This is a genomic window from Acidovorax sp. Root568, from assembly GCF_001427445.1.
Taxonomy (GTDB): domain Bacteria; phylum Pseudomonadota; class Gammaproteobacteria; order Burkholderiales; family Burkholderiaceae_C; genus Acidovorax; species Acidovorax delafieldii.
The window spans coordinates 13,959-38,857 of sequence record NZ_LMGP01000003.1; the positions used below are offsets into that span (position 1 = coordinate 13,959).

General features: G+C 67.1%; 24 protein-coding genes. 18 read left to right on the plus strand and 6 right to left on the minus strand.

Going from position 1 to position 24,899, the window contains the following annotated elements:
* The first annotated feature begins 9 nt into the window (after window positions 1–9).
* A complete protein-coding gene (locus ASD75_RS04275; protein WP_056743524.1) occupies window positions 10–396 on the plus strand; it encodes a VOC family protein in 387 nt (128 codons plus the stop codon).
* 43 nt (window positions 397–439) lie between these two features.
* Here ASD75_RS04275 and ASD75_RS04280 read toward each other — a convergent pair whose 3' ends face one another.
* On the minus strand, window positions 440–1,063 hold the full coding sequence (locus ASD75_RS04280; RefSeq protein WP_056743527.1) for a TetR/AcrR family transcriptional regulator: 624 nt from the start codon (window positions 1,061–1,063) through the stop codon (window positions 440–442).
* A 140-nt stretch (window positions 1,064–1,203) separates the two neighbouring features.
* On the opposite strand from ASD75_RS04280, the gene ASD75_RS04285 reads away from it, so the two are divergent.
* The 5 genes from ASD75_RS04285 (at window position 1,204) to ASD75_RS04305 (ending at window position 7,087) form a co-directional block, all read left to right on the plus strand.
* Window positions 1,204–2,025 carry a metal-dependent hydrolase gene (locus ASD75_RS04285; protein WP_056743529.1) on the plus strand — a complete coding sequence of 274 codons (822 nt, stop codon included), beginning with the start codon at window positions 1,204–1,206 and terminating at the stop codon, window positions 2,023–2,025.
* Window positions 2,026–2,043: 18 nt separating this feature from the next.
* Window positions 2,044–3,486, plus strand: coding sequence for a TolC family protein (locus ASD75_RS04290; RefSeq protein ID WP_235511538.1), 1,443 nt, complete (start codon window positions 2,044–2,046; stop codon window positions 3,484–3,486).
* A gap of 17 nt (window positions 3,487–3,503) precedes the next feature.
* Window positions 3,504–4,490, plus strand: a complete 987-nt coding sequence (locus tag ASD75_RS04295; RefSeq protein WP_056743531.1) for an HlyD family secretion protein — start codon at window positions 3,504–3,506, stop codon at window positions 4,488–4,490.
* 216 nt (window positions 4,491–4,706) lie between these two features.
* Window positions 4,707–5,879 carry an ABC transporter permease gene (locus tag ASD75_RS04300; protein WP_056743533.1) on the plus strand — a complete coding sequence of 391 codons (1,173 nt, stop codon included), beginning with the start codon at window positions 4,707–4,709 and terminating at the stop codon, window positions 5,877–5,879.
* Window positions 5,879–7,087, plus strand: a complete 1,209-nt coding sequence (locus tag ASD75_RS04305; RefSeq protein WP_200947562.1) for an ABC transporter permease — start codon at window positions 5,879–5,881, stop codon at window positions 7,085–7,087. The genes ASD75_RS04300 and ASD75_RS04305 overlap by 1 nt, the downstream gene beginning before the upstream one ends.
* Here ASD75_RS04305 and ASD75_RS04310 read toward each other — a convergent pair.
* Window positions 7,081–7,617, minus strand: a complete 537-nt coding sequence (locus ASD75_RS04310; protein WP_056067306.1) for a DUF962 domain-containing protein — start codon at window positions 7,615–7,617, stop codon at window positions 7,081–7,083. The genes ASD75_RS04305 and ASD75_RS04310 overlap by 7 nt on opposite strands.
* Window positions 7,618–7,734: 117 nt before the next feature.
* Between ASD75_RS04310 and ASD75_RS04315 the strand changes: the two genes are divergently transcribed.
* The 6 genes from ASD75_RS04315 (at window position 7,735) to ASD75_RS04340 (ending at window position 13,540) form a co-directional block, all read left to right on the plus strand.
* Window positions 7,735–8,439 (plus strand): Crp/Fnr family transcriptional regulator, encoded by a 705-nt coding sequence (locus tag ASD75_RS04315; protein WP_056743535.1) that lies wholly within the window; start codon window positions 7,735–7,737, stop codon window positions 8,437–8,439.
* 103 nt (window positions 8,440–8,542) lie between these two features.
* The gene (locus ASD75_RS04320; RefSeq protein ID WP_056743706.1) at window positions 8,543–9,976 is read left to right on the plus strand and encodes an aldehyde dehydrogenase family protein; all 1,434 of its coding nucleotides are present in this window, start codon (window positions 8,543–8,545) and stop codon (window positions 9,974–9,976) included.
* An 88-nt stretch (window positions 9,977–10,064) separates the two neighbouring features.
* On the plus strand, window positions 10,065–10,691 hold the full coding sequence (locus tag ASD75_RS04325; RefSeq protein WP_056743536.1) for a DUF2889 domain-containing protein: 627 nt from the start codon (window positions 10,065–10,067) through the stop codon (window positions 10,689–10,691).
* Between the two features lie 56 nt (window positions 10,692–10,747).
* Window positions 10,748–11,509, plus strand: a complete 762-nt coding sequence (locus ASD75_RS04330) for an SDR family oxidoreductase (RefSeq protein WP_056067300.1) — start codon at window positions 10,748–10,750, stop codon at window positions 11,507–11,509.
* Window positions 11,510–11,888: 379 nt separating this feature from the next.
* Complete coding sequence (locus ASD75_RS04335; protein ID WP_082564886.1) at window positions 11,889–12,863, plus strand: hypothetical protein; 975 nt, start codon at window positions 11,889–11,891, stop codon at window positions 12,861–12,863.
* Window positions 12,863–13,540 (plus strand): hypothetical protein, encoded by a 678-nt coding sequence (locus ASD75_RS04340; protein ID WP_235511539.1) that lies wholly within the window; start codon window positions 12,863–12,865, stop codon window positions 13,538–13,540. The genes ASD75_RS04335 and ASD75_RS04340 overlap by 1 nt, the downstream gene beginning before the upstream one ends.
* 28 nt (window positions 13,541–13,568) lie before the next feature.
* On the opposite strand, the gene ASD75_RS04345 is transcribed toward ASD75_RS04340, so the two are convergent.
* A complete protein-coding gene (locus ASD75_RS04345) occupies window positions 13,569–14,381 on the minus strand; it encodes a type IV pili methyl-accepting chemotaxis transducer N-terminal domain-containing protein (protein WP_056743538.1) in 813 nt (270 codons plus the stop codon).
* Between the two features lie 230 nt (window positions 14,382–14,611).
* On the opposite strand from ASD75_RS04345, the gene ASD75_RS04350 reads away from it, so the two are divergent.
* The 6 genes from ASD75_RS04350 to ASD75_RS04375 all read left to right on the plus strand — a co-directional run bounded on the left by ASD75_RS04350 (window position 14,612) and on the right by ASD75_RS04375 (window position 19,452).
* Window positions 14,612–15,031, plus strand: a complete 420-nt coding sequence (locus tag ASD75_RS04350) for a BLUF domain-containing protein (protein ID WP_056067298.1) — start codon at window positions 14,612–14,614, stop codon at window positions 15,029–15,031.
* A gap of 47 nt (window positions 15,032–15,078) precedes the next feature.
* Window positions 15,079–16,215 (plus strand): GTP 3',8-cyclase MoaA, encoded by a 1,137-nt coding sequence (moaA, locus tag ASD75_RS04355; protein ID WP_056743540.1) that lies wholly within the window; start codon window positions 15,079–15,081, stop codon window positions 16,213–16,215.
* 241 nt (window positions 16,216–16,456) lie between these two features.
* On the plus strand, window positions 16,457–17,095 hold the full coding sequence (gene mobA / locus ASD75_RS04360) for a molybdenum cofactor guanylyltransferase MobA (protein ID WP_056743543.1): 639 nt from the start codon (window positions 16,457–16,459) through the stop codon (window positions 17,093–17,095).
* Between the two features lie 16 nt (window positions 17,096–17,111).
* The gene (locus ASD75_RS04365) at window positions 17,112–17,657 is read left to right on the plus strand and encodes a GNAT family N-acetyltransferase (protein WP_056743544.1); all 546 of its coding nucleotides are present in this window, start codon (window positions 17,112–17,114) and stop codon (window positions 17,655–17,657) included.
* Window positions 17,658–17,676: 19 nt separating this feature from the next.
* Window positions 17,677–19,032, plus strand: coding sequence for a molybdopterin molybdotransferase MoeA (locus ASD75_RS04370; RefSeq protein ID WP_056743547.1), 1,356 nt, complete (start codon window positions 17,677–17,679; stop codon window positions 19,030–19,032).
* A 93-nt stretch (window positions 19,033–19,125) separates the two neighbouring features.
* Window positions 19,126–19,452: a thioredoxin family protein gene (locus ASD75_RS04375; RefSeq protein ID WP_056743549.1), complete on the plus strand. Its 327-nt coding sequence runs from the start codon at window positions 19,126–19,128 to the stop codon at window positions 19,450–19,452.
* 144 nt (window positions 19,453–19,596) lie between these two features.
* Here the strand turns inward: ASD75_RS04375 and ASD75_RS04380 are convergent, their stop codons facing one another.
* The 3 genes from ASD75_RS04380 to rnhA form a co-directional block, all read right to left on the minus strand.
* Entirely contained in the window at window positions 19,597–22,752 is a 3,156-nt protein-coding gene (locus tag ASD75_RS04380; RefSeq protein ID WP_056743551.1) for an efflux RND transporter permease subunit, read from the minus strand.
* A 39-nt stretch (window positions 22,753–22,791) separates the two neighbouring features.
* The gene (locus ASD75_RS04385; RefSeq protein WP_056743553.1) at window positions 22,792–24,210 is read right to left on the minus strand and encodes an efflux RND transporter periplasmic adaptor subunit; all 1,419 of its coding nucleotides are present in this window, start codon (window positions 24,208–24,210) and stop codon (window positions 22,792–22,794) included.
* Window positions 24,211–24,402: 192 nt separating this feature from the next.
* On the minus strand, window positions 24,403–24,852 hold the full coding sequence (gene rnhA, locus ASD75_RS04390) for a ribonuclease HI (protein WP_015013609.1): 450 nt from the start codon (window positions 24,850–24,852) through the stop codon (window positions 24,403–24,405).
* Window positions 24,853–24,899 lie beyond the last annotated feature (47 nt).

Consider the following 24,899-nt stretch of genomic DNA (forward strand, 5'->3'; position numbering starts at 1 on the left):
CCCTACACCATGCCCATTGTTCTGGAATCCATCGACCACGTCGTGCTCACCGTCGCCAGCATCGACAAAACCATTGCGTTTTATGAGCGTGTGCTGGGCATGACCGCGCGGGAGTTCAAGCCCCAGCGGTACGCGCTGCACTTCGGCGCGCAAAAGATCAACCTGCACGAAGTGGGCACGGTGGTGGACCCCAATGTGCGCCACGCGACGGCGGGCTCGGGCGACCTGTGCTTTCTCACCCAGATGCCGCTCGACGACGTCGTCGCCCACCTGCAGGCCGAAGGCGTCCCCATCGTGCAAGGCCCGGTGGGAGCAACGGGCGCCCGCCACCGGCTGCGCTCGGTCTACATCTACGACCCGGACGACAACCTGGTCGAGATTGCCAACGAGGTGTGAGGCGCTGGCTGCACCGATCGCAGTACGGTCTCCAACACAACGATCAGAACTCGGCCGAGATCGCCGCCCGCAACAAAGTTGCCGCGGGCTCCACCAGCTCTTGCAGCTGCCCGGCCCGGTCCTGCTCGATAGAGTGCAGCACCATCTCGTTGATGCCCCCCACCACGGCCATGGCCATCATGGGCTGCAGGGGCGTCTTGCGTTTGCGCTCACCCGGGCGGTTGTTCACCACGTCCAGCATCAGGTCGGCCAGTTGCTGGTTGGCGCGGCGGCGCGCGGCCAGCCCCGTGGGGCCCAGGCCCAGGATGTCGATGAACAAGGTGCGCAGCAGCACGGGGTTGCGCGCCAACACGCCAAAGTAGGCGGCCATGGCCTGCTCCACCTGGGCCTCCCAGTCGCTGTGCGGATCGATGGCAGCGCGTAGCACCGCAATCGCGTTGCCACTGGCCGCCTCGTACAGCGCTGTCAGGCACTCGGCCTTGTCGGCAAAATTTTCATAAAAGGTGCGGCGCGACACGCTGGCTTCGCGCACGATGTCGGCAATGGTGGTGTCGGCATAGCCCTTGGCGGCCACGGCGCGCGCCATGCCCTCCAGCAGGCGGGCGCGGTGTTCGGTGCCCGCAGCGGGTGCAGCGGGCGCAGCAATTGGGGCGGTGACTTCACTCATGGAGGCTGATCGCAATGCAGAAAATTCGACGAGGTACTTGACAGTACCATAGTTGATCTGCATCATACAAATCCACCGGTACTACAAAGTACCAAATCCATGCACCACCGCGCGGCCCCCTTGCGCCAGGAGCCCTCTTCATGACCGAACTCGTTGTCCGCCGCCTGCTGATCGACCTGGAGACGCCATTTGCGCGCCACTGGTGTGGTGGCGACGCGTTTCGCTCTGCGCTGTTCAACGCGCTGTCGATGAGCTTTCCGGTGGGCGAGCAGTTCTTTATCGACGCCGTGCGTGACGGCCACAAGGCCCTGCCCCCCGACAGGCAAGCGCAGTTTGCCGACGAAGTGCGTGGCTTCATCGGGCAGGAGGCCACACACCGCCGCATCCACGCGCTGTTCAACGGCCACCTCGACCAGCAGGGCCTCGCCAATGAATGGGCCCCGCGTGCGCAAGAGCGCATGAAGCTGTTTGCGGGCGCCGACCCACGCCATCCGCTGGCTGTGACCGCTGCCAACGAGCACTTCACCGCCCTGCTCGCCGAATGGCTGCTCGCCCACCCCGAGGTACTGCAGGGCGCCGAGCCGCGCCTGGCCACGATGTGGCAATGGCACTGCGCTGAAGAGTCCGAGCACAAGAACACGGCCTTCGACCTTTACCAGGCGCTGGGCGGCAACCACGAGTGGCGCATCACCTGGTTCCGCCGCATCACGGTGGTGTTCCTCGGCGATGTGCTGCGCCAGACGGTGCTGAACCTGCGCCGCGATGGCTCGCTGTGGAAATGGAGCACGTGGACCAGCGCCGCACGCACGCTGTTCGGCAAGGGCGGTCTGGTGCGCGAGACCTGGCGCCCCTGGCGCGAGTACCTGCGCCCCGACTTTCACCCCAGCCAGCACGGCACCGACCTGTCGGCACGCTGGCTGGCAGAGCACAGCAACGCCTACACCCCCGTGGGTGCGCGCTGACAACCACGACCTGACACCATGACCCATCCCATCACGCCCCGGCACACAGGCCGGGCAGGCGCGGCCTTGCTATGCCTGCTTGCATCGACCACCTTGGCCCCCTTGTCTCTGCTGCCCCTGCAGGCCCACGCCGGCCCCTTGGCATTTGATGCCGCTCTGCAGCAGCTGCAGCAGCGCTCCGACCAGCTGGCCGCATCGCGCAACGCCGTCGAAAGCGCGCAGCTGCGCCGCGACGCCATGCAGCGCCTGGGCGGCCCGGTGGTCAACCTGAGTGGCGCGGCCTACACCTACAACGCCAACCTGGACGTGGACCTGAACCCGCTGAACCGCGCCCTGCCCGGCGTGCTGTCGCAGCTGCCACCCCAGCTGGCGGGCTCGCTGGCCCAGTTGCCGCATCTGCCGTCCAGCTACACGCTCAACCGCAGCAAGAGCGACACCACGGCCTCGGTCTCTGCCATCTGGCCGATTTACATGGGGGGCGCCAGCAATGCGGCCCGGGGCCTGCTGGATGCCCAGGCGCAAGAGGCCCAGGCCGACGCCACCAAAACCAGCCACGAGGCCACCACCTTGCTGGTGCAGCGCTACTTTGGCGCCCAGCTGGCGCAGCGCGCCGCCGTGCTGCGCGAATCGGCCCTGGCCACCATCGAACAACACGACGCTGCCGCGCAGAAGATGTTGGACGCCGGTGTGATCGCGCGCGTTGAACGCCTGCAGGCCCGCTCCGCGCTGGAAGAGGCCCGCCGCAACGCGCGCAAGGCCCGCGACGATGCCGAGCTGGCCGCCACGGCGCTGACCCGCACCCTGAAGGCGTCCGACCCTGTGACGCCCACCAGCCCCCTGTTTGTGCTGAGCCAGCCGGTCGAGCCCCTGCCCCACTTCATCGACACCGCCTTGGCCCACCACCCAGGTTTGGACAAAGTTGCCGCCAAGAAAGAACAAGCCACGCAACTGCATGCCGCCCAGGAGGCACTGCGCAAGCCCCAGGTGTTCGCATTTGGCCAGCGCCAGCTCAAGACCGGCCGCGACGCCGACTGGGTGGCTGGCGTGGGCGTGCGCTGGACGCTGTGGGACTCCATCGACCGCAACGCACTGGCCGAGTCATCCAACCGCCAGATCGAGCAGGCTGAGCGCACCGGCGCACAGGCGCAGAACGACATTGCCCTGCTGGTGGAAAAGCGCTGGCAGGCCCTGGAGCAAGCGCGCCGCGCCTACTTTGCGCTGCAGCCGGGTCTGGAGCTGGCCGACGAAGTGCTGCGCCTGCGCATTTCCGGCCTGAAGGCGGGCACCAGCACCACGCTGGATCTGATCGACGCCCAGGTCAACCAGGCCAAGGCCCAGACCGAACGTGCGCAGGCCGCCCACGACTACGTGAAGGCGCTGGCCGATCTGCTGGAGGCCTGCGGCCTGTCGGAAGACTTTGGCAAATACATGGCGCGCGCTGATGCGGTGCGGGTGGAATGAGTAAAGGTGGAACGAACATGAGCAAGAACAACAGCAAAAAGGCGGCCGTGATCGGCACGGTGGCCTTTGTGGCCGTGGCAGGCTTTGTGGGCTTTGGCCTGTGGAAGGCCTCGCAGCCTGCACCCGAGGTGTTCCAGGGCCAGATCGAAGCGCAAGAGGCCGACATCGCCCCCAAGGTCACCGCGCGCATCGCGCAGATCCTGGTGAAGGAAGGCGACCAGATCACCGTGGGCGCACCGCTGATCCGCATGGACAGCCCCGAAGTCACCGCAAAGCTGGCCCAGGCCACGGCGGCGCAAGAGGCTGCCCAGGCCGTGGCCGACAAGGCCCAGCACGGCGCGCGCCCGCAAGAGATTGAAATGGCCCGCCTGAACTGGCAGCGCGCCGTGGCCGCTGCCGACCTGGCCGAATCGTCCTTCAAGCGCGTGGACGGCCTGGCCCGCGAGGGCCTGGTGGCGGCGCAAAAACGCGACGAGGCCGAGGCCAACTTCAAGGCCTCGCGCGACCAGGCGCTGGCCGCCAAGGCCCAGTACGACCTGGCCCGCGCCGGTGCCCGCAGCGAAGACCGATCCGCCGCCAGCGCCCAGGCGCGCCAGGTGGCTGGCGTGGTGGCGGAGGTGCAGGCGGCCCAGGCCGAGACCGAGCTCAAGAGCCCCGTCGCCGGCGAAGTGGCCAAGGTGCTGGCCCGCACGGGCGAGCTGTCGCCCCAGGGCGTGGCCGTGGTCACGGTGGTAGACCTGAAGGACCAGTGGGTGGTGCTGAATGTGCGCGAAGACCGTCTGCAGCGCTTTGCTATCGGCAACGAGTTCGACGCCACGCTGCCCGCGCTGGGCGGCAAAACCGTGAAGTTCAAGGTCTACCACACGGCTGCGCTGCCCGACTTTGCCACCTGGCGCGCCACACGCGCAGGCCAGGGCTTTGACGCCCGCACGTTTGAAGTGCGCGCGCGCCCGGCGGCCCCCATCGAAGGCGCACGCCCCGGCATGACGGTGCTGGTGAACTGAAATGCGACACCCCCCTGAGCGCCTTCGGCGCTTCCCCCCGCTCTCGCAACGCTATGCGTTGCGGGCAGGGGGACGCAGCCCTCGCTGCGGGGCGGCCCTTGCTCGGCTGCCCTCTCCGGGCCGCGCCTGTTCCGAATTCCGCGACGGGAGTGGAGCGCGATGGAAAACCGATCCCAAAAAGTGCCTCCAGCGCTTATCTTACAAGCGCAAAAAGCTATGAACTCAATAGCAAGCAGCCTTCGCCGCGAAGCCCGCCGCCTGGCGGCTGATCCGTGGGACCTGGCCATGGTCACCTGGGTGCCGCTGCTGGGCGTGGCGCTCTTGTGGTGGATCTTCTCGGCCGGCCTGCCGCGCCACTTGGCGGTGGGCGTGGTGGATGACGACCACTCCAGCCTGTCGCGCCAGCTGGTGCGCATGCTGGACGCCACACCGGGCGTGCAGATCACCCAGCACTTCACCAACGCGGCCGAAGCCGAACGCGCGCTGCGCGCGGTGGACGTGTACGCCGTGGTTTCCATCCCGCGCGACTTTGCGCGCACCGTGAAGGAAGGCCGCGCCGCGCAGGTCACGCTGCTGCACAACGCGCAGATGTCCACCCACTCCGGCCTGCTGCAGCGCGATGTGCGCACGGCCGTGGGCACCTTGTCGGCCGGTGTCGAGATGGCCGCGCGCAACAAACGCGGCGAAAGCGCCCAGGCCGTGCACGTGAGCATGGAGCCCATCCACACGCAGATGGTGGCGCTGTTCAATGTGTCCAGCAACTACGAGCAGTTTCTGGGCGCAGCGCTGATCCCCGCGCTGCTGCACATCCTGGCCATGACGGCCGGTGCCTGGACGGTGGGCCGCGAGCTGCGCGACCGCACGCTGGGCGAGTGGCTGGGCGCAGGGGGCTGGGTGCGCACTGCAGGCGCGCTGGTCGGCAAGCTCGCCCTGCCCTGGGCAACACTCACGCTGGTGGGCCTGCTGGCGCTGGTGGGCATCACCTGGGGCCGGGGCTGGCACCCGCCGGGCAACCTGTGGTGGGTGGCTGCGGCGCTGGCGCTGCTGATGGCGGTGTCGATCACCGCAGGCGCTGCGCTGGCAGGCATCACGCGGTCGCTGCGCACCGCACTGTCGGGTGCGGGCTTTTTTGCGGCACCGGCGTTTGCGTTCAGCGGCGTGGCGTTTCCCCTTTCGGGCATGCCCGGCAGCGCACGCGCGTGGGCCGAAGCCATGCCGTTCACCCACTACATCCGCCTGCAGATCGAGCAGCTGCAAATGGGCGCACCGGTGGCTACCAGCGTCTCGACGATGGTGGCGCTGACCATCGCCACCGCAGGGCTGTGGCTGGTAGGCGCCACGGCGCTGACCGTGGCGCACACGCGCCCAGACACCTGGGGAGGCCGCTGATGAACGCACCGATGCAACCCATGCCGGTGACGACGCCACCCCGCCAGGGCCTGCTGGGCGCCTGGTTGCAAGCACTGGCCACCGTGGTGCGCGACAAGGGCGTGCTGCTGCTGTTGGTAGGAGCGCCTGTGCTCTACGGTTTTTTCTACCCCTGGTTCTATGCCGACGAGGTACTGACCCGCGTGCCTGTGGCCGTGGTGGATAGGGACCACACCAGCCTGTCGCGCCAGATCACTCGGTTTGCCGACGCCGACCCCCGCATTGAAGTGCGTTTTGTCGCCGCCAGCGAACGCGAGGCGCAGGAGGCCCTGTGGCGCGGAGAGATCGAAGGCTACGCGGTGATCCCTGCCGGGCTCAAGCGCAGCGTGGTGCGCGGCGAAAACGCCGTGGTCAGCATCGAGGCCAACGGCGCCTACGCGCTGCTGAACAAGGCCGTGCAATACGGTTTCGCAGAGGCCGTCGGCACCGTGTCTGCCGGGGTCGAGATCCGCAAGTTGCAGGCCAGCGGCCAGAGCGCGCCCCAGGCCCGCGCCAGCCGCGCGCCGGTGCAACTGCAGATGGTGGCGCTGTTCAACCCCACCGAGGGCTACGGCAGCTTTGTGGTGCCTGCGGTGGCGCTGCTCATCCTGCAGCAGACCTTGCTGATGGGCGCTGCGATGCTCACCGGCACCTGGGTGGAAAGCGGCCAGCACCGCGCCCGCGCCACCACCTGGCTGGGCCGCCTGCTGGCGCTGTGCACACTGGGCTGGGCCAGCGGCCTTTTCTACTTTGGCTGGATCTTTGTGCTGCACGACTACCCGCGCGGCGGCAACCCGCTGGGGGCACTGGCGCTGCTGGCCTGCTACATCCCGGCCATCGCGGCGCTGGGTGTGTTGCTGGGGCTGTGGTTTGGCAACCGTGAACGCGCGCTGCAGGTGCTGCTGTTCACCACACTGCCCATCGCGTTCGTCGCAGGCTTCTCGTGGCCGGTGGAGGCCCTGCCCGAGCCGCTGCAGTGGCTGCGCTGGCTGCTGCCCAGCACCTCAGGCGTGCAGGCATCACTGCGGCTTAACCAGCTGGGCGCGCCGCTGTCTGCCGCGCTGCCTTACCTGTGTGCATTGGTGGCGCTGGGTGCGGTGTGCGCAGGGGCCGTGCTGGCCCTTGCGAGGCCGTCAAGCCCTGGCGCTCAAGCAGCAAACGCGGCGGAGCGCGAGCGCAGAGCTTACTGAGGGTGGGCCGCAGCCTGTTGCCCGGTACGCAAGCGCACCGGGCCGCTGCGCTCTTCCACCGCCGCCTGCACCTCCTTGCGCAGGCCCAGTGCAAACGCCCACTCGGCCACCACAAACAGCGGGCCCACGATCAGGCCCACCAGGTCGTCCACAAAAGCGGGCTTGCGGCCTTCGTAGTAGTGGCCCACGAACTGGATCACCCAGCCCACGGCAAACAGGCCAATGCCCGTGGCCAGCCAGACGGCCAGGGTCTGTGCCGCCACCCATTGCCCGCCCACCAGCATGGCGGCCAGCAGCGCTGCCATGGCCAGGCCAAAACGCATGTCCAGCCGGAAGTAGAAAACACTGGCCACCAGCGCTGCCAGCAGCGCCGGGCTTAGCGGCAGCGCACCCACCATCCAGGTCGGACGCGACAGGAGGATGACGACGGCGAACATGATCATGGGCACGCCCACAAAATGGGTGTGGATGTTGCGCGGGTCGCGGTGGTAGTCGGCGTATTGGGACAGGTGGTCGATCAGGGTTTTCATGGGTGTCTCCAGCATGTGTTTTGCGCAGCATCAATACTCGCTCTCAGGCCGCGCCAGCGTCTGTCGTGCAGACGACAAAAAGCCGCCGCGCCCTCCTGCCACGTTCAATCGCATCCCATGTCCACCCCTTCCGCCTACCTGCCTGTCCTCCAGTCTGGCCGCTGGTTTGCCCACCTGCCGCCCGACTTTTCCCAGCCGCTGATTGCCATGGCGCAGTTGCGCCATCTGCCGACGGGCGAGGTGCTGTTCCGGCGCGGCGATGCGCCCTGTGGCCTGTATGCGGTGGTGCGCGGCGCGGTCAGCATCTCGGGCACCGGGGGGCGTGCCGACGAGGCGCGTGCGGCGCTGTTGATCCGCCTGGAGCCGCCGCACTGGTTTGGCGAGATCTCGGTGTTTGACAACTCGGCCCGCACCCACGATGCACAGGCCACCGAACCCACCACCCTGGTGCACATCCCGCACGAGCGGCTGCAGCACTGGCTGCAGGCCCACCCGCAGCACTGGCATGCGCTGGCCTTGTTGATGACCGACAAGCTGCGCTCGGCCTTTGTTGCGATGGAAGAGCTGGCCCTGCTGCCCGCCCCGCAGCGTCTGGCGCGGCGCCTGGTGATGATGGCCGAGGGCTACGGCCAGTGGACGGCCGAGGGGCAGTCGCGCCGCGTGATCGAGATCTCGCAAGAGCAGCTGTCGCTGATGCTGGCGATCTCGCGCCAGACCACCAACCAGATCCTCAAGGACCTGGAGTCGCGCCACCTGGTGCGCGTGCAGCGCGGCGAGGTGGAGATTCTGGACCTGGCCGGCCTGCGGGGTGCCTGCGCCTGATTACTATCAAATCAATAGCAATCAAGGCATATTGCACTGGCGCATCGGCGTGTTTTCACACAAATACTAAGCACACATTCCATTTCCGGGCAAAATGGCGGCCATGCAACTGAACTACATCGCCAACGCCTCGGTGCCCTCGTCTTCGGGCCGCACGATCCCCGTGATCGACCCGTCCGACGGCCAGCCCTTCGACGAGATCCAGCGCAGCAACGCCGACGACATCGACGCGGCGGTGCATGCAGCCCGCCAGTGCTACCACGCGGTGTGGCAGAAGCTGGCCCCGGTGGAACGCGGCCGCCTGCTCCAAAAGCTCTCGGCCAAGATCCTGGAGCATGCGGACGAGTTGACGGCGCTGGAGCAGCGCGACTGCGGCAAGCCCACCAAACAAGCACGCGCCGACGCCATTGCACTGGCCCGTTACTTCGAGTTCTACGCCGGTGCGTGCGACAAGTTCCACGGCGAGACCATCCCCTACTCCGACGGCTACAGCGTGCTGACCTGGCGTGAGCCCCACGGCGTCACGGGCCATGTGATCCCCTGGAACTACCCCATGCAGATCTTTGGCCGCAGCGTGGGCGGCGCCCTGGCGGCGGGCAATGTGTGCGTGGTCAAGCCGGCCGAAGACGCCTGCCTCTCGCTGATCCGCGTGGCGCAGCTGGCAGCGGAGGTTGGCTTCCCCGCCGGGGCGCTCAACATCGTCACCGGCTACGGCCACGAGGTGGGCGACGCGCTGGCGCGCCATCCCGGCATCGACCACATCAGCTTCACCGGCAGCCCCAAGATCGGCACGCTCATCCAGCAGGTGGCTGCCGAACGCCACTGCCCCGTGACGCTGGAGCTGGGCGGCAAGAGCCCGCAGATCATCTTTGCCGATGCGGACCTGGACGCCGCTATCCCCGTGGTCATAAACGCCATCGTGCAGAACGCGGGGCAGACCTGCTCGGCCGGTTCGCGCGTGCTGATCGACTCGCTGATTTATGAACCCCTGCTGGAGCGCCTGGGCAAGGCGTTTGAAAAGCTGCGCGTAGGCCCCGCTGCCATGGACCTGGATGTGGGCCCGCTGATCCGCCAGACGCAGCAGCAGCGCGTGTGGGACTTTTTATCGGACGCGCAAGTGGCCGGCATCCCCATGGTGGCCCAGGGCGTGGTGGTGGACGACGCGCCCGAGACCGGCTACTACCAGGCCCCCACCCTGCTGCGCGATGTGCCCGTGGGCCACCGCCTGGCGCAGGAAGAAGTCTTCGGACCCGTGCTGTCGGCCATGGCCTTCCAGGACGAGGACCATGCGGTGGAGCTGGCCAACGCCACGCAGTTCGGCCTGGTGGCCGGTATCTGGACACGCGACGGCGCGCGCCAGTTCCGCATGGCCAAGCGCGTGCACAGCGGCCAGGTGTTCATCAACAACTATGGCGCGGCCGGCGGTGTGGAGCTGCCGTTTGGCGGCGTCAAATCCAGCGGCTATGGACGCGAAAAGGGCTTTGAGGCGCTGTACGGCTTCACTACCTTGAAGACCGTCGCCATCAAGTACGGTTGAAGCACCACAAGGTGTCCCGCCCGCGCACGACGGCACGGGCGGGCCCCGCTAACCTCGGCTGCTTCTGTACGACGATTTTTCTTCCCCCATGCCCCTGAGCCCCCCCGCCCCCCGCACCCTGAAGCATGTCCGCCGGGTGAACTACCAGGGCTTTGAACGCGACGATGGCCTGTGGGACATCGAAGGCGAGCTGCATGACAGCAAGGCCTACGACGCCCCCTCGCACCGCGACCCGACGCGCACGCGCCTGGCGGGCGAAGCCATCCACCACATGTGGCTGCGCGTGACCGTCAACCGCCAGCTGGTGGTGCAGGCGGTGGACGTGTCCATGGATTCGCACCCGCTCAAGGGCTGCACTGAGGCCCAGGCCGCGCTGCAGCGCATGGTGGGCTGCAGCATGGCGCGCGGCTGGCGCCAGGCCATCCAGAAGCACCTGGGCGGCGTGGAAAGCTGCACGCACCTGCGCGAACTGCTGTTCAACCTGGCCACGGCGGCGTTCCAGTCAGTGCCTGCCGTGTTTGCCGCCAGCCACCCCGACGAGCCGCCACGCCATCTGGGCCAGTGCACGGGGTGGGACTTCAACGGCAATGGCGTCAAAGAGTTCTTTCCGCAGTTCTATGGCCGGGAGCCCAAGGCACCCGCCCCGGCAGCCCCTGCGGCCGATACAGCTTCGGCCACTGAAATTTCAGCCCCATCGGGCGCTAGCGCTAGTTGAATATGCGCTGGTAGCTATCAATTTTGATATATCACCACAACCCATCGGAGACACCCATGCGTGTGCAGAACAAATCCATCATCGTCACCGGCGCTGGCAACGGCATTGGCGAAGGCATCGCCAAGCGCCTGGCCGCTGAAGGCGGCAAGGTCATCGTCAACGACATCAACGAGGTGGGCGGCCAGCGTGTGGTGGCCGAGATCACGGCCGCCGGCGGCACCGCCGCGTTCTTCAAGGCCGACGTGACGAAGTCCGCTGAAGTGAAGGCGATGGTCGACGAAGCCGTGCGCCTGTACGGCCGCCTGGACGTGGTGGTGAACAACGCAGGCTGGACGCACCGCAACCGCCCCATGCTCGAAGTGAGCGAGGACGAGTTCGACAAGGTCTACGCCATCAACATGAAGAGCATCTACCTGAGCGCCATCCACGCCGTGCCCGCACTGCGCCAGGCGGGTGGCGGCAGCATCATCAACATCGCCTCCACCGCCGGGCTGCGCCCCCGCCCAGGCCTGACCTGGTACAACGGCTCCAAGGGCGCCGTCATCATCACCAGCAAGTCCATGGCCGCTGAGCTGGGCCCGGACAACATCCGCGTGAACTGCATCAACCCCGTGTTCAACCCCGACACCGGCCTGGCCGCCGAGTTTGCGGGCGGCCCGGTGGACGATGCGCGCCGCGCCAAGTTCCTGGCCACCATTCCGCTGGGCCGCTTCTCCACCGCGCTGGACGTGGCCAACGCCGCGCTGTACCTGGCGAGCGAAGAGGCGTCGTTCATCAGCGGCGTGTGCATTGAGGTGGATGGCGGGCGCTGCGTTTAAGTCAGCAAGCAAACAAACAGGCGTCGCGGCATGCTCTGTGAAGCAGCCACCACGCCCCTTTTTGAGCGGCCCAATCCGCACTGGGGCAGTGCGGATTGATTTGACGGTGCTGGCCCTGCTGCCTATAGTGCCGCCGATGTTTGCGAGCCACTCTCCCGCCACAGCTGCCAGCGCCACCGCGCCGCTGCGCCGTGGCGCGCGCTCGCAGGCCACGCTCCAGGCCGGTGACCGCGCTCTCTGCACCCTCGCTGCAGATTCCTGAGCCCGGCGACACCCCCTCCCCTCCGCATTCTTTTCGCGCACCTCTTGTCGCCGGGCCCCACGCCCAGCGCCAGCTTGCGCCTTGGCAACCGCCGGGGCGCGGACGTCAGGAGTGTCCATGCCCCCGTTCCCTTCGGGCGAGATTTCGCTCGCCCCGTGCGCCCTTGCGCACAGCCTGCCCGCCGATGAGGCCATCGCCAACGCGTCTGCCGCCACCGACATCACCCGCCACTTCATCCGCGCCAAGCGGCCTTGTGCCGACGGTTACCGCTGGTACCTGCGCCGCCAGGAGGGCGCCAGCAACTACCAGGCGCTGCTGGACGACCTGGTGCGCGAAGGCCGCGTGGAAGACGCGTGCTGGATGCTGGACCAGTTCGGCCCCACCAACGATGTGCTGGAGGTGGACCACCTGGAGGCAGACGCGCTGGTGTTTGCGGGCAGCGTGCGCTGCCGGGGCCATGCCGATGTGGAGGGTGTGCTGCGCACCGGCCGCAGCCTGAGCGTGCTGGGCGGCCTGCGGGTGGGCGGTGCGCTGCGCGTGGGCGAAGACCTGCGCGTGGCGGGCGCGGTGCGCTGCGAGGGCAGCGCACGGTTGCACGGTGATGTGCGCGTGGGCTGGTCGCTGACCGTGGCGCAGCGGCTGCAGTGCACAGGCAGCCTGCGTGTGGGCGGCGAGCTGGACTGCGGCGCCGCCGCCCACGTCAGTGGCCACTGCCGGGTGGCCCAGGATCTGCGGGTGGTGGGCGACCTGGGCTGCGACGGCGGCATCAAGGTGGGAGGGCATCTGCAAGCCGATGCCGCCGTGCAGGCCGCCCGGGGCGTGTGGGCCATGGGCGATGTGGACTGCAAGGGCCACCTGCAGGTGGGCTGGGGTGTGCGGGCCGGTGGTCACATTCACACCGGCGGGGCCATCCGTGCGGGCGAGAGCCTCTGGGCGGGTGAAACGATTGCCGCGGGCGACGCCTATGGCGTGTATGCGGGCCTGGACGTGCCCTTGCCCGACTGGCCCCACAGCGCCCAGGTGTGCGCCCGCGAACAGCCGGCACGCCTGCTGAGCGGCTGCTGGACCGGGGGCACGGGGAGCACGCCATGATGGCCAGCGCCCTTTGCCTGCACCTGCCTGGCCATGCCACCACCACCGGAACCACCAAGGCATCGACCAGCCCCGGCCGCTGGGCCCAGTGGCTGACCGAACTGCGCATCGACGTGGACCTGTCGGGCCGCGACATCCAGCGCGAATTCGATGCGCTGTACGACCGCATTCGCACCAACCACCGCACGCGCGATGCGATGCAGCCGCTGCCCCTGCATCTGCGCGGGCTGGTGTTCCGCCTGCGCGAGGCCGATGGCGAATATTTTGTGTACGCCATCGACCCGCTGCGCAACCGCATCGTGGCCTACACCGTGTTCAACCGGCTGGTGGAGGTGGACCGGCGCACCGACCGCCACCTGCGCGCACCCCACACCAAGGTAGCGCACGGCTACCGGCGCATGGGCATTGCCACCGCCATCTACCGCTGGTGGCTGGACTCTGGCCGCAGCCTCATGACTGGCGCACGCCAGTCTGCCGGCGCGCACGGCCTGTGGATGGCCCTGGCGCGCGACTATGAGCTGGCAGCGGTCCGCATCGACGCGCACAAGCGCGTGCAGAACTTGCCGCTACCACCGCCGCCAGGATTTTTCGACGCGCTGGATACACGGCTGGTGCTGGTGGGGCGCGATTGCCATTTGGCGGAATTCACGCTGCCTGCCGCCTGTGGCGGCCACTGACCGGATGCGCCCAGCCGTGCGGTGCGGCTCAGCCCAGCACCTCGCGCAGGGCGGCCTCGTAGAGGCTGGTGAGCTTGTCCATCACGCCCAGCAGGCGTTCGCTGGTGGTCGCCACGGCACTGAGCCCTGCCTCATCGGCCGGGCGGCGCAGGGCCGAGTCGAAGAACAGCCACTGTGAGTCGGCCAACTCCAGCTCGTTGCGGATGGACGATGTGGACACGGGCGCCGCCTTCAATGTCTGCAAGGCCTGGCGGAAGTCCGCCGCATCGGACGCCAGCTGCGCCTGCACCACCTTGGAATCCACCTTGGCAGCACTCAAAAAGTAGTTCTTGGCCAGGCGCTGCGACAGCATGCGCTGGCGGCCCGCCAGGTTCACCAGGCGGGCACTGGGGGCCTGTGCCAATTTTTCGATGGCCTCGGTCACGGCCTGCGCAATGAGCAGCGTTCGATCGGCCTGTTCCGATGCCGCCACTACCAGGGCCGTGGTGGTGGCGGGCGCCGAAGTCATCTGGTTGAGCAGGGCAAACTGCTTTTGCACTTCTGCCAGCTGCCGCCCGACTTCTGCAGGCCACTGGCCCGACTGCATGCCTCGGGCCAGTTCGCCGCTGCCCGTCTGCACCATCTTGCGCGCCAGCCCCATCACATCCACCGCCGCAGCAGGCAGCACCTGCAGGTACTGCTGGCAATAGGCCTTGGCCATGCGCTGCGACAGTGCGCGAAACCAGCCCGCATAGTTGATGGCCCCCGACAATCCCATCTGTGCCTGGGCCCCATTGGCCCAGGTGGGCAGCAGGATGCCCGCCGCCACCCATTGCACCGCCACACGGCGCTGGCATGGCATGGCGTCGGCGGAGAACCTGTTCAATAGCTCGCGAACTGGCACGGGAACCCCCTGAAATCGGATGCCCGCATTGTTGCAACGCAGCATTTAGACGCCCTGCGCCAGATCAAACATCCCCCATCCGCGGGTCCCACACCTGCGAAAACACAGAACCCATCTTCAGGGTCATTGGCGGGCGGGCCCACTGATGCGCACCAAACCTGACACACTGCGCCGTTCAGGAGACATACATGTTGATACAACTGACCTATGCCAGCCGCACCTCCCGTGTGCTCGGCCCTGCGGACATCAAGGACATCTTGGGCGCGTCGCAGCGCAACAATGCCCGCGCGGGCATCACTGGTGCGCTGTGCCTGAACAACGGCATCTTCCTGCAGCAGCTCGAAGGCGACCGTGCTGCGGTCAACGCGCTGTACCACCGACTGCTCAAGGACACGCGCCACAAGGACACGGCCGTGCTGGACTTTGGCGAGATCCCGCACCGCCGGTTTACCAGCTGGTCCATGGGGCTTCTGGGCTCGTTGGACGCCAACCGGCAGCTGTTCCTCAAATACTCCAGCACCCCCGATTTCGACCCGTTCAGCATGAACACCTTGACGCTGCGCAGCTTCTTTGACGAGATCCTGCAGAACGTGCGCTGGCTGGAGTGAGAAAATGCGGGGCATGTGCCCTCCCGTCCTGCTGAACGAGCCCACCCATGTCTGAACGCGTGATTCCGCTGGTCGATGAGCGCCTGGCCGCGCTGGCAGCCACGGTGCCAGCGCGGCTGGTGAGCCCCACGGGCCAACTCACCGACACGCGGGGCCGCCCGCTGCGCGACCTGCGCATCAGCGTGACGGACCGCTGCAACTTCCGCTGCAACTACTGCATGCCCAAGGAAGTGTTCGACAAGGACTACCCCTACCTGCCGCACGGGGCGCTGCTGAGCTTTGAGGAAATCACGCGGCTGGCGCGGCTCTTTCTCGCGCATGGCGTGCGCAAGATCCGCCTGACGGGCGGCGAGCCCCTGCTGCGCAAGAACCTCGAAGACCTGGTTGCGCAACTGGCCCAGTTGCGCACCGTGGATGGCGTGGCGCCCGACCTCACGCTCACCACCAACGGTTCATTGCTCGCGCGCAAGGCCCAGGCACTGAAAGACGCCGGCCTGAACCGCGTGACCGTGAGCCTCGACGGCCTGGACGACACGATCTTTCGCCGCATGAACGATGTGGACTTTCCGGTGGCCGATGTGCTGGCCGGCATCGAGGCCGCGCATGCGGCGGGCCTGTCGCACATCAAGGTCAACATGGTGGTCAAGCGCGGCACCAACGACCACGAGATATTGCCCATGGCGCGGCACTTCCGGGGCACGGGCACCACGCTGCGTTTCATCGAATACATGGACGTAGGGGCCACCAACGGCTGGCGCATGGACGAGGTGTTGCCCTCCGCAGAATTGATTGCGCGCCTGCGCGCCGAGCTGCCGCTGGTGCAGCTGGACCCGAGCAGCCCTGGCGAAACCGCCGAGCGCTGGGGCTATGCCGATGCCCAGGGCCGGCATGACCCCGCACTGGGCGAGGTCGGCGTGATCAGCAGCGTGACCCAGGCCTTCTGCCACGACTGCAACCGCGCACGCCTGTCCACCGAAGGCAAGCTCTACCTGTGCCTGTTTGCCAGCCAGGGCTACGACCTGCGCAGCCTGCTGCGCGGGGGCGCGAGCGATGCAGAGATTGCCTCGGCCATCGCCCCCATCTGGCAGCAGCGCAACGACCGCTACTCCGAGTTGCGCAGCAGCCTGCCCGCTGACACCGGCCAGGGTGCGCGCCGCGTTGAGATGAGCTACATCGGGGGCTAGTGTGCTGTCCCGCAAATAACTGCACATGAAATCGCGTCCTCACCCCCAAGGCTGCGTTGCAAATCCTCGCGATAGCTACGGCTATCACTGCGGTTTGCGCCTTGCCCTGGGCGCGATGCCATCGATTTCATTTCGTGCAGCTATTTGCGGGACAGCACACTAGCGGCTCTGTAGAAAAAGCGTTGCGCTCATGCACAGCGCCGGCTATCCAGCACACAACCCATTGCCCACAGGATTTCAATTGATCAATCAGCAAGACATCACTGGCCTGGTCCTCGCAGGGGGCCGCGGCTCCCGCATGGGCGGGGTGGACAAAGGCCTGCAGAACTTTCGCGGCCTGCCGCTGGCCTTGCACACGCTGATGCGGCTACAGATGCAGACCGGCGCCACCATGGTCAATGCCAACCGCAATCTGGCGGCCTACGAGGCCTTTGGCACGCCGGTGTGGCCGGACGTGCTGAGCGACTACGCCGGGCCCCTGGCAGGCTTTCTGACCGGGCTGGAGCGCTGCGAAACCCCCTGGCTGCTGACAGTGCCCTGCGACACGCCGCTGTTTCCGCTGGACCTCGCCCAGCGCCTGGCGGCAGCGGCAGACGCCGAGGGCGCCGACATTGCCATGGCCGCAGCCCCGGAAGACGACGGCAAGGGCCACGTCACCGTGCGCCCGCAGCCGGTGTTCTGCCTGCTGCGCGTGGACCTGCTGGAAAGCCTGGTCGCCTTCACCCAGGCCGGTGGCCGCAAGATCGACGCGTGGACCGGCCAGCACCGCTGCGCCATCGTGCCGTTCGACCAGCCGGGCGACGACCCCCAGGCCTTTTTCAACGCCAACACGCTGGCCGAGCTGCACGCGCTGGAAAACAGCAGCGCGCCCCAGGCCTGACCCGCGCGCCAACCCCATGAACAGTCGCCCCCTGCTGGACGCTGGCGCGGTGCAGATCCGCCCCCTGGTCGCCGCAGACGCATTGGCCTACAAGGCTTTGCGCGACGAGGCACTGCGCACAGCGCCGGATGCCTTCACCTCGGACTACGAATCCTCCGTGGGCCGCGATGCCAGCGAGTACGTGGCGCGGTTTGGCGCGCTGGAGTCCGGCCAGTTTTTCCTGGGCGCCTTCGACACGGCGGGCCAGCTGCTCGGCTGCCTGGGCTGCGAGCGCGAGCAACGCACCAAACAGCGCCACTGTGCGGTGGTGGTCGGCATGATGGTGTCGCCTGCTTCGCAGCGCCGGGGCGTTGGCCGGATGCTGGTGGAGGCCTGCGTGCAGGCCGCCAGCCAGGTGCCGGGGCTGACCCAACTGGTGCTCACCGTCACCGCGTCCAACCAGCACGTGGTGCGCCTGTACGAGCAGGCCGGGTTCCGCCCCTGGGGCCTGCTGCCCAACGCCATCGTGGTGGATGGCGTGGGCTACGACAAGCTGCACATGGTGCGGCTGCTCTCCCACTGACTTCAAGCGAATCCCACCCATGAAAACCATTGCCCAGATTGCCGCCGAGCTGCGAGGCTACGACCCGCAGGCGCTGAGCGCCGCCGATGTGAACCGGTTTCTGGACCGGCTGGTCGAGCCCGTTGCCGCCACCGAAGTGCTGCCGCTGTTCAGCGCGCTGGGCCGCGTGCTGGCGCAGGATGTGATCTCGCCCGTCAGCGTGCCGCCCCACGACAACTCGGCCATGGACGGCTACGCTTTTGCGGGTGCGCAACTGGTGGCTGGGCAGCCGCTCACCCTGCGCGTGGTGGGCACCGCCCTGGCGGGCAAGGCCTGGGCAGGCACGGTGGCTGCGGGCGAATGCGTGAAGATCATGACCGGCGCCATCATGCCCGCCGGGCTGGACACCGTGGTGCCGCAGGAGTTCACCACCACCGCTGCCGACGGCCAGATCACCATCGCAGCCGATGTGCTGCGCGCCGGAGACAACCGCCGCTTCAAGGGCGAGGACATCATGGAAGGCCGCGTGGCCCTGGCCCGTGGCGAGTTGCTGACGCCCGCCGCCCTGGGCCTGGTGGCCAGCCTGGGCCTGCCCACCGTCACGGTGTACCGCCGGCTGCGGGTGGCGTACTTCTCCACCGGCGATGAGATCCTGAGCCTGGGCGAGGCTCCCCGCGAAGGCGCCGTGTACGACAGCAACCGCTACACCGTGTTCGGCCTGCTCACGCGCATGGGGGTGGAGGTGATTGACCTGGGCGTGGTGCGTGACGAGCCTGCACTGCTCGAAGCTGCCTTTCGTCAGGCGGCCCAGCAGGCCGACGCCATCATCACCAGCGGCGGCGTGAGTGTGGGCGAGGCCGACCACACCCGCACCATGATGAAAAAGCTGGGCGACGTGGCCTTCTGGCGCATCGCCATGCGCCCGGGCCGCCCCATGGCCGTGGGGCGCATCGGCAACGCAGAAAATCAAGCCATTTCGGTCTCAAGCGCTAGTGCATCAAGCGCTGACAGCTATCAAAATAATATCAACGCACCCACCGGTGGCGCTGTGCTGTTTGGGCTGCCCGGCAACCCCGTGGCGGTGATGGTGACCTTTCTCGCCTTTGTGCGCCCCGCCCTGCTGCGCATGATGGGCAGCACCCGCGCGGCGCCCCCGCTGCTGCGCGCCATCAGCACCGAGCCCATGCGCAAGAAGCCCGGCCGCACCGAGTACCAGCGAGGCCTGGTCACCACCGCGGCCGACGGCACGCTGCAGGTGCGCACCACCGGCAACCAGGGCTCAGGCGTGCTCAGCTCCATGGTGCAGGCCAACGGGCTCATCGTGCTGCACCACGGGCAGGGCAATGTAGCGGTAGGCGACGCCGTGGATGTGATGGTGTTTGAGGGCGTGATCTGACACGGCAATGCGCCGCCAGCCGGTGCATGGCATCGGCCGTCAAGGTAACCTGAAACCAGCCTCTCGCCCTGTTCAAAAACCGCGAATCACGCCATGCCCTACGCCGCCCAACACCTTGCACAACCCCCATCCCGAAACGATGTGGACCGCCTGCCCGGCGCCACGGTGGTCGAGTTCGGTACCCCCTGGTGCGGCCACTGCCAGCGCGCCCAGCCACTGATCGAAACCGCCCTGAAAGACCGCGCGGACATTGCCCACGTCAAGGTGGAAGACGGCCCTGGCCAGCGCCTGGGCCGCACGTTCGGCGTGAAGCTGTGGCCGACACTGGTCTTTATGAAAGACGGCAAGGAAGTGGCGCGCCTGGTACGCCCGCAGAGCGGCCAGGAATTGCAGAACGCGGTGCAGGCGGTGCTGGCCTAAGCCACCCGCGCTGCAACCCGCTGGACCCAGACCTTCCTCACGCTGGCACTGCACAACAGAAAGCAGAAAGGGCCCTGCCGGGCCCTTTCTTGTCTTGCTTTGCTTCTGCTGTTTTGGCAGCTCACTTTGCACTCCCACTGAAGGCTACTTGGCCACATAGTCGTGCGGGTGCACTGGGTGGGCTGGCTGATCCACGGCCACCGCTGTGTTGGCCCCTGGCACCGCCTTGCGGGCAAACAGCGTGTACATGGTGGGCACCACAAAAATGGTGAGCAGCGTGCCCAGCGACATGCCACCCACAATCACCCAGCCGATCTGGGTGCGCGTTTCGGCGCCAGCGCCCGTGGCCAAAGCCAGGGGAATGGCGCCCAGCACCATGGCCCCCGTGGTCATCAGGATGGGGCGCAGTCGCTGGGCCGAGGCCTTGACCAGCGCGTCCACCATCTCCATGCCCTCTTCGCGCAGCTGGTTGGTGAACTCCACGATCAGGATGCCGTGTTTGGTGATCAGGCCCACGAGCGTGATCAGCCCGATCTGCGAATACACATTGAGCGAGCCGCCGCTCCACTTGAGCGCCAGCAGTGCGCCGATCATCGACAGCGGCACCGACACCATGATGACCAGCGGGTCGATGAAGCTCTCGAACTGCGCGGCAAGCACCAGGAAGATGAACACCAGCGCCAGCACAAACACCACGCCCAGCGCGCCTTGCGAGTTCTTGAACTCCCGCGAGGTGTCGTTCAGGTCGGTGGTGTAGCCGGGCTTGAGCACCTTGGCCGCCGTCTCGTTCATGAAGGTGATGGCCTGGCCCAGCGAGTAGTCGGACGACAGGTTGGCCGTGATGGTGGCCGAGCGGCGCTGACCAAAGTGGTTCAGCTCGCGCGGGCTCACGCTTTCGCGCACGTTGACCAGGCTGGTCAGCGGGATCATCGCGTCGTTGCGGCCGCGCACATAGATGGTGTCGATGTTTTCGGGCGTGGTGCGGCCCCGGGCCTCGGTCTGCACGATCACGTCGTACTGCTCGGCATCGCGCTTGTAACGTGTGACGGTGCGGCCGCCCAGCATGGTCTCGATGGCTTTTGCCACCACTTCCACGCTCACGCCCAGGTCGGCGGCGCGTTCACGGTTGACCTCGATGCGCAGCTCGGGCTTGTTCAGGCGCAGGTCCACGTCGGGGGACACGATGCCGGGGTTCTGCGCAATCTCGGCCATGAACGCGGCCACCACCTTGCTCAGGTTTTCGTAGCTGTCCGAGGTCTGGATCACATAGGTGAGGGGCCGCGAGCGGAAGCCCTGGCCCAGCGATGGCGGCGTGATCAGAAAGGCGTTCACGCCGGGCAGGCCCGCCACCTTGGGCTGCAGCTCCTTGGCCAGGGCCAGCGTGGTGCGGTCGCGCTTTTCCCAGTCCACGGTGCGGTAGATGACACTGCCCTGTGCCACCGTGGGGTTGCCGATGTTGGCAAACACGCGGTCGAATTCGGGGTAGGTGTTACCGATCTTTTCCAGCTCCAGCGCATAGCGGTTGGTGTAGTCCAGCGTGGCGCCGTCGGGCGCGGTCACGCTGGCCAAAATGGTGCCTCGGTCTTCCAGCGGCGACAGCTCCTGCCGCATGCTGGGAAACACCAGCACCAGCGCCGCGCCGCTCAGGGCCATGACGCCCAGCACGATCCAGCGGGCCTGGAACAGCGCACCCCGCACGCCACTGCGCCCCGCGCCCGCACCACTCCAGCGGGCCGTGACGATCCAGCGCAGCAAGCGGCCATAGGCATCCGAGAGTGCGGTGAGCCAACGCTCCATGGAGCGGTCAAACCAATTGGGATTCGGGTTGTGCTTGAGCAGCAGCGAACACATCATGGGCGAGAGCGTCAACGCCACAAAGCCCGACACCACCACGGCCCCGGCCAGCGCCAGCGCAAACTCCACGAACAAGCGCCCCGTGCGGCCGGGTGTGAATGCGAGTGGCGCATACACCGCCACCAGCGTGAGCGTCATGGCCACGATGGCAAAGCCGATTTCGCGTGCGCCCTTGATGGCGGCAGAAAACGGGTCGAGCCCCTCTTCGATGTGGCGGTAGATGTTCTCCAGCATCACGATGGCGTCGTCCACCACCAGGCCAATGGCCAGCACCAGCGCCAGCAGCGTGAGCGTGTTGATCGAAAAGCCGGCCAGCGACATCAGCGCAAAACTGCCCACCAGGCTGACCGGGATGGTGATGATGGGGATGATGGACGCACGGAACGTGCGCAAGAACACAAAGATTACCAGGGCCACCAGCACGACGGCCTCGATGATGGTGGAGTACACGCTCTTGATGGAGCGGTCGATGAACAGCGAGTTGTCGTTGGCAATGTCGATGCCGATGTCTGGCGGCAGGTCGGCCTTGAGCAAGGGGATCATGGCGCGCACGCCTTTGGACAGCTCCAGCGGGTTGGCCGTGGCCTGGCGGATCACACCCACCGAGATCGCGTCGCGGCCATTGAGCCGCACGCGGCTGCGGTCGCTGGCGGGGCCTTCTTCCACCCGGGCCACATCACGCACGCGCACTGAAAACCCATTGACCGTGCGGATCACGATGTCGGAAAACTGTGCCGGGGTTTTCAGGTCGGTCTGGGACGTCACGCTGAACTCGCGCTGCTGCGATTCAATGCGGCCTGCTGGCAGCTCCAGATTGTTGCGGCGGATGGCATCTTCCACGTCCTGCGTGGTCAAGCGATAGCCGGCCATGCGCTCGGGGTCCAGCCACACGCGCATGGCGTATTTGCGCTCGCCATAAATCGGCACATCAGCCACACCGGTCACCGTCTGCAACCGGGGTTTGACGATGCGGTTGATCAGGTCATTGATCTCCAGCGGGCTGCGTGTATCGCTGCTGAAGGCGAGCCACAGCACGGGCGATGCATCGGCCTCCACCTTGGCAATCACGGGCTCATCCACCGCGAGCGGCAGGCGGTTGCGCACACGGGCGGTGCGGTCGCGCACTTCAGCGGCAGCGTTGTCAGCGTCCTTCTCCAGGCGAAAGCGCACGCTGATCTGGCTTTGCTCGGCCCGGCTGATGGAGGTGATTACATCCACGGCGTCGATACCGGCGATGGAGTCTTCGAGCGGCTTGGTCACCTGCGATTCGATGACCTCGGCCGACGCGCCCGCATACCGCACGCTGACGGTGACCACGGGTTCGTCGATCTTGGGGTATTCGCGCACCGACAGGCGTGTGAAGCTCACCGCGCCAATCAACAGCACCAGCAGTGACAGCACGGTGGCAAACACCGGCCGGCGGATGGAGATTTCAGCGAGTTGCATGGCAGTCCAGAGGCATCAGAGGGTAAGGACGGCAGTCCGTCAGACGGGAGGGCGGCTGCCAGTGGGCGTGGACCGGCTGGAGGTTCCGGCCAGCTGGCAAGGGTTGGGGCCGGGCAGCGGATCGGGTTCGCTGCGAGCCGCCATCACGCGGGCCACCGAGGGGGCGGCAGAAGGAGATGGAGATGCCGATGCCGCAGAGGTGCTCTGCGCAGGCGCATCAGCCACCGGCGATGCCTTTTGGCCCGCCCCAGTCGCAGCACCTGAAGCGCCCGGAGCCGGCCGCGTTGCCGCGGCCGCCGCACCACCGTTGCCCTGCTTGCCCAGCTCCACCACGCGCACCTCGGTGCCGTCCTTGCGGATGCGCTGCTGGCCCGCCGTGACCACCAGGTCTCCGGCGCTCAAGCCGTCCACCACCTCCACCCACCCAGGTGAACGGACGCCCAGTTTGACCGGCGTGCGGCGCGTCACCTTGCTGCTGGGCTCCTTGCCTTCCACCACCTTGAGCACATAGGGGCTGGTGCCGTCGGGCACGATGGCTTCCTCGGGCACCACAAGCGCGTCGCTGCGTTCGGAAAACACGGTCGTCACCCGCGCGAACATGCCGGGGCGCAGCTGCAGGCGGCGGTTGTCGATGCAGCCACGCACCGCGATGGCCCGCCCATCCGCATCGATCTGTGGGCTGATGGCCTGCACCACGGCGGCGTAACGCGCGCCCGGCAGTGCATCAAAGGTGACCTGCGCGGTCTGCCCCGGGCGCACCTTGCCCTGCAACCGCTCGGGCAGGCGGAAATCGACATACACCGCATCAAGGTCTTCGATGTTGACGATATCGGCCCCGTCCTTGAGGTAGTCGCCCACGTTCACGCCCCGAATGCCTGCGATACCATCGAACGGGGCCAGGATCTTCAGGCGCTGGGCCGTGGCCTGGGCCAAAGCCAGCTTGGCCTGGGCCACTTCCAGGTTGGCCGCACTCTCGTCCACCGAACGCTGGCTGATGAAGCCCTGGGCCACCAGCTCCTGATTGCGCTTGTGGTTGGCCCGCGCAATCGACAACTCGGCCTGGCTTTGCTGGATCTGCGCACGCGGCAATTGGTCATCCAGCTGCACCAGCACTTGCCCGCGCCGCACACGCTGGCCGTCACGGAAGTTGAGCTGGGTGATACGCCCGCCCACCTCGGGCCGCAGCATCACGCTCTGGCGCGACCGCAGGCTTCCCACGGCTTCGGCATCGTCGCGCAGCGCCATCTGCCGCACGGTCACCGTTTCCACGGCCACGGGGCGGCCAGCACCAGCGGGCGCGGTGCCACCAGCCGATGCGCCAGCGCCTGCACCGCCCGCCCCGACCTCGGCACGCTGCTGCGGCTGCACGGGCTTCTGCAGCCACCAGGCAGCGCCCGATGCGGCAGCGATGCCGATGACAGCGAAAACGAGGTACTTGTACTTGCTCTTGGACGCCATGGGTCAATCAATCCAGTGAGGTGGGATGCGCAGTCACACAATGTAACAGTGGGTGTGTGCAGCCGCAGCCACCCGCAGCAATATCCCGGAGCATTCGCCGCTGGGGCGTGATGGCCGTACTGGCCGCCTCGGACGCGGGCACAAAAAAAGCCTCCGAAGAGGCTTGCATGCGGTAAGCAGCTGGCAATGGATCTACCTGCGGCCCAGGGCCTGGTCCACGCCCCGGTTGGCCAGCGCGTCGGCCCGCTCATTGCCCGGGTCGCCCGAATGCCCTTTCACCCAGCGCCATTCGATGCGGTGGCCGCCGGTGCTGACCAGCGCATCCAGCCGCTGCCACAGCTCCACGTTCTTGACCGGCTGCTTGGAGGCCGTGCGCCAGCCCTTGGCCTTCCAGCCATGGATCCACTCGGTAATGCCCTTGCGCACGTACTCGCTGTCCAGGTACAGCGTCACGGCACAGGGGCGCTTGAGGGCCGACAACGCCTCGATCACCGCCATCAGCTCCATGCGGTTGTTGGTGGTACCCAATTCGCCGCCAAACAGCTCTTTTTCGGTCGCACCGGAGCGCAGCAACACGCCCCACCCGCCGGGGCCCGGATTGCCCTTGCAGGCGCCATCGGTGTAAATCTCTACCTGGTTCAAACTCTGTTCCTGACAATGAGGTGGATGGTTGCCATGACGGGGCATGG

Coding starts and splice junctions, on each gene's coding strand:
- ASD75_RS04275 (WP_056743524.1), top strand. CDS start 10: ATGCCCATTGTTCTGGAATCCATCGACCACGTCGTGCTCACCGTCGCC.
- ASD75_RS04280 (WP_056743527.1), bottom strand. CDS start 1,063: ATGAGTGAAGTCACCGCCCCAATTGCTGCGCCCGCTGCACCCGCTGCG.
- ASD75_RS04285 (WP_056743529.1), top strand. CDS start 1,204: ATGACCGAACTCGTTGTCCGCCGCCTGCTGATCGACCTGGAGACGCCA.
- ASD75_RS04290 (WP_235511538.1), top strand. CDS start 2,044: ATGACCCATCCCATCACGCCCCGGCACACAGGCCGGGCAGGCGCGGCC.
- ASD75_RS04295 (WP_056743531.1), top strand. CDS start 3,504: ATGAGCAAGAACAACAGCAAAAAGGCGGCCGTGATCGGCACGGTGGCC.
- ASD75_RS04300 (WP_056743533.1), top strand. CDS start 4,707: ATGAACTCAATAGCAAGCAGCCTTCGCCGCGAAGCCCGCCGCCTGGCG.
- ASD75_RS04305 (WP_200947562.1), top strand. CDS start 5,879: ATGAACGCACCGATGCAACCCATGCCGGTGACGACGCCACCCCGCCAG.
- ASD75_RS04310 (WP_056067306.1), bottom strand. CDS start 7,617: ATGAAAACCCTGATCGACCACCTGTCCCAATACGCCGACTACCACCGC.
- ASD75_RS04315 (WP_056743535.1), top strand. CDS start 7,735: ATGTCCACCCCTTCCGCCTACCTGCCTGTCCTCCAGTCTGGCCGCTGG.
- ASD75_RS04320 (WP_056743706.1), top strand. CDS start 8,543: ATGCAACTGAACTACATCGCCAACGCCTCGGTGCCCTCGTCTTCGGGC.
- ASD75_RS04325 (WP_056743536.1), top strand. CDS start 10,065: ATGCCCCTGAGCCCCCCCGCCCCCCGCACCCTGAAGCATGTCCGCCGG.
- ASD75_RS04330 (WP_056067300.1), top strand. CDS start 10,748: ATGCGTGTGCAGAACAAATCCATCATCGTCACCGGCGCTGGCAACGGC.
- ASD75_RS04335 (WP_082564886.1), top strand. CDS start 11,889: ATGCCCCCGTTCCCTTCGGGCGAGATTTCGCTCGCCCCGTGCGCCCTT.
- ASD75_RS04340 (WP_235511539.1), top strand. CDS start 12,863: ATGGCCAGCGCCCTTTGCCTGCACCTGCCTGGCCATGCCACCACCACC.
- ASD75_RS04345 (WP_056743538.1), bottom strand. CDS start 14,381: ATGCCATGCCAGCGCCGTGTGGCGGTGCAATGGGTGGCGGCGGGCATC.
- ASD75_RS04350 (WP_056067298.1), top strand. CDS start 14,612: ATGTTGATACAACTGACCTATGCCAGCCGCACCTCCCGTGTGCTCGGC.
- moaA (WP_056743540.1), top strand. CDS start 15,079: ATGTCTGAACGCGTGATTCCGCTGGTCGATGAGCGCCTGGCCGCGCTG.
- ASD75_RS04365 (WP_056743544.1), top strand. CDS start 17,112: ATGAACAGTCGCCCCCTGCTGGACGCTGGCGCGGTGCAGATCCGCCCC.
- ASD75_RS04370 (WP_056743547.1), top strand. CDS start 17,677: ATGAAAACCATTGCCCAGATTGCCGCCGAGCTGCGAGGCTACGACCCG.
- ASD75_RS04375 (WP_056743549.1), top strand. CDS start 19,126: ATGCCCTACGCCGCCCAACACCTTGCACAACCCCCATCCCGAAACGAT.
- ASD75_RS04380 (WP_056743551.1), bottom strand. CDS start 22,752: ATGCAACTCGCTGAAATCTCCATCCGCCGGCCGGTGTTTGCCACCGTG.
- ASD75_RS04385 (WP_056743553.1), bottom strand. CDS start 24,210: ATGGCGTCCAAGAGCAAGTACAAGTACCTCGTTTTCGCTGTCATCGGC.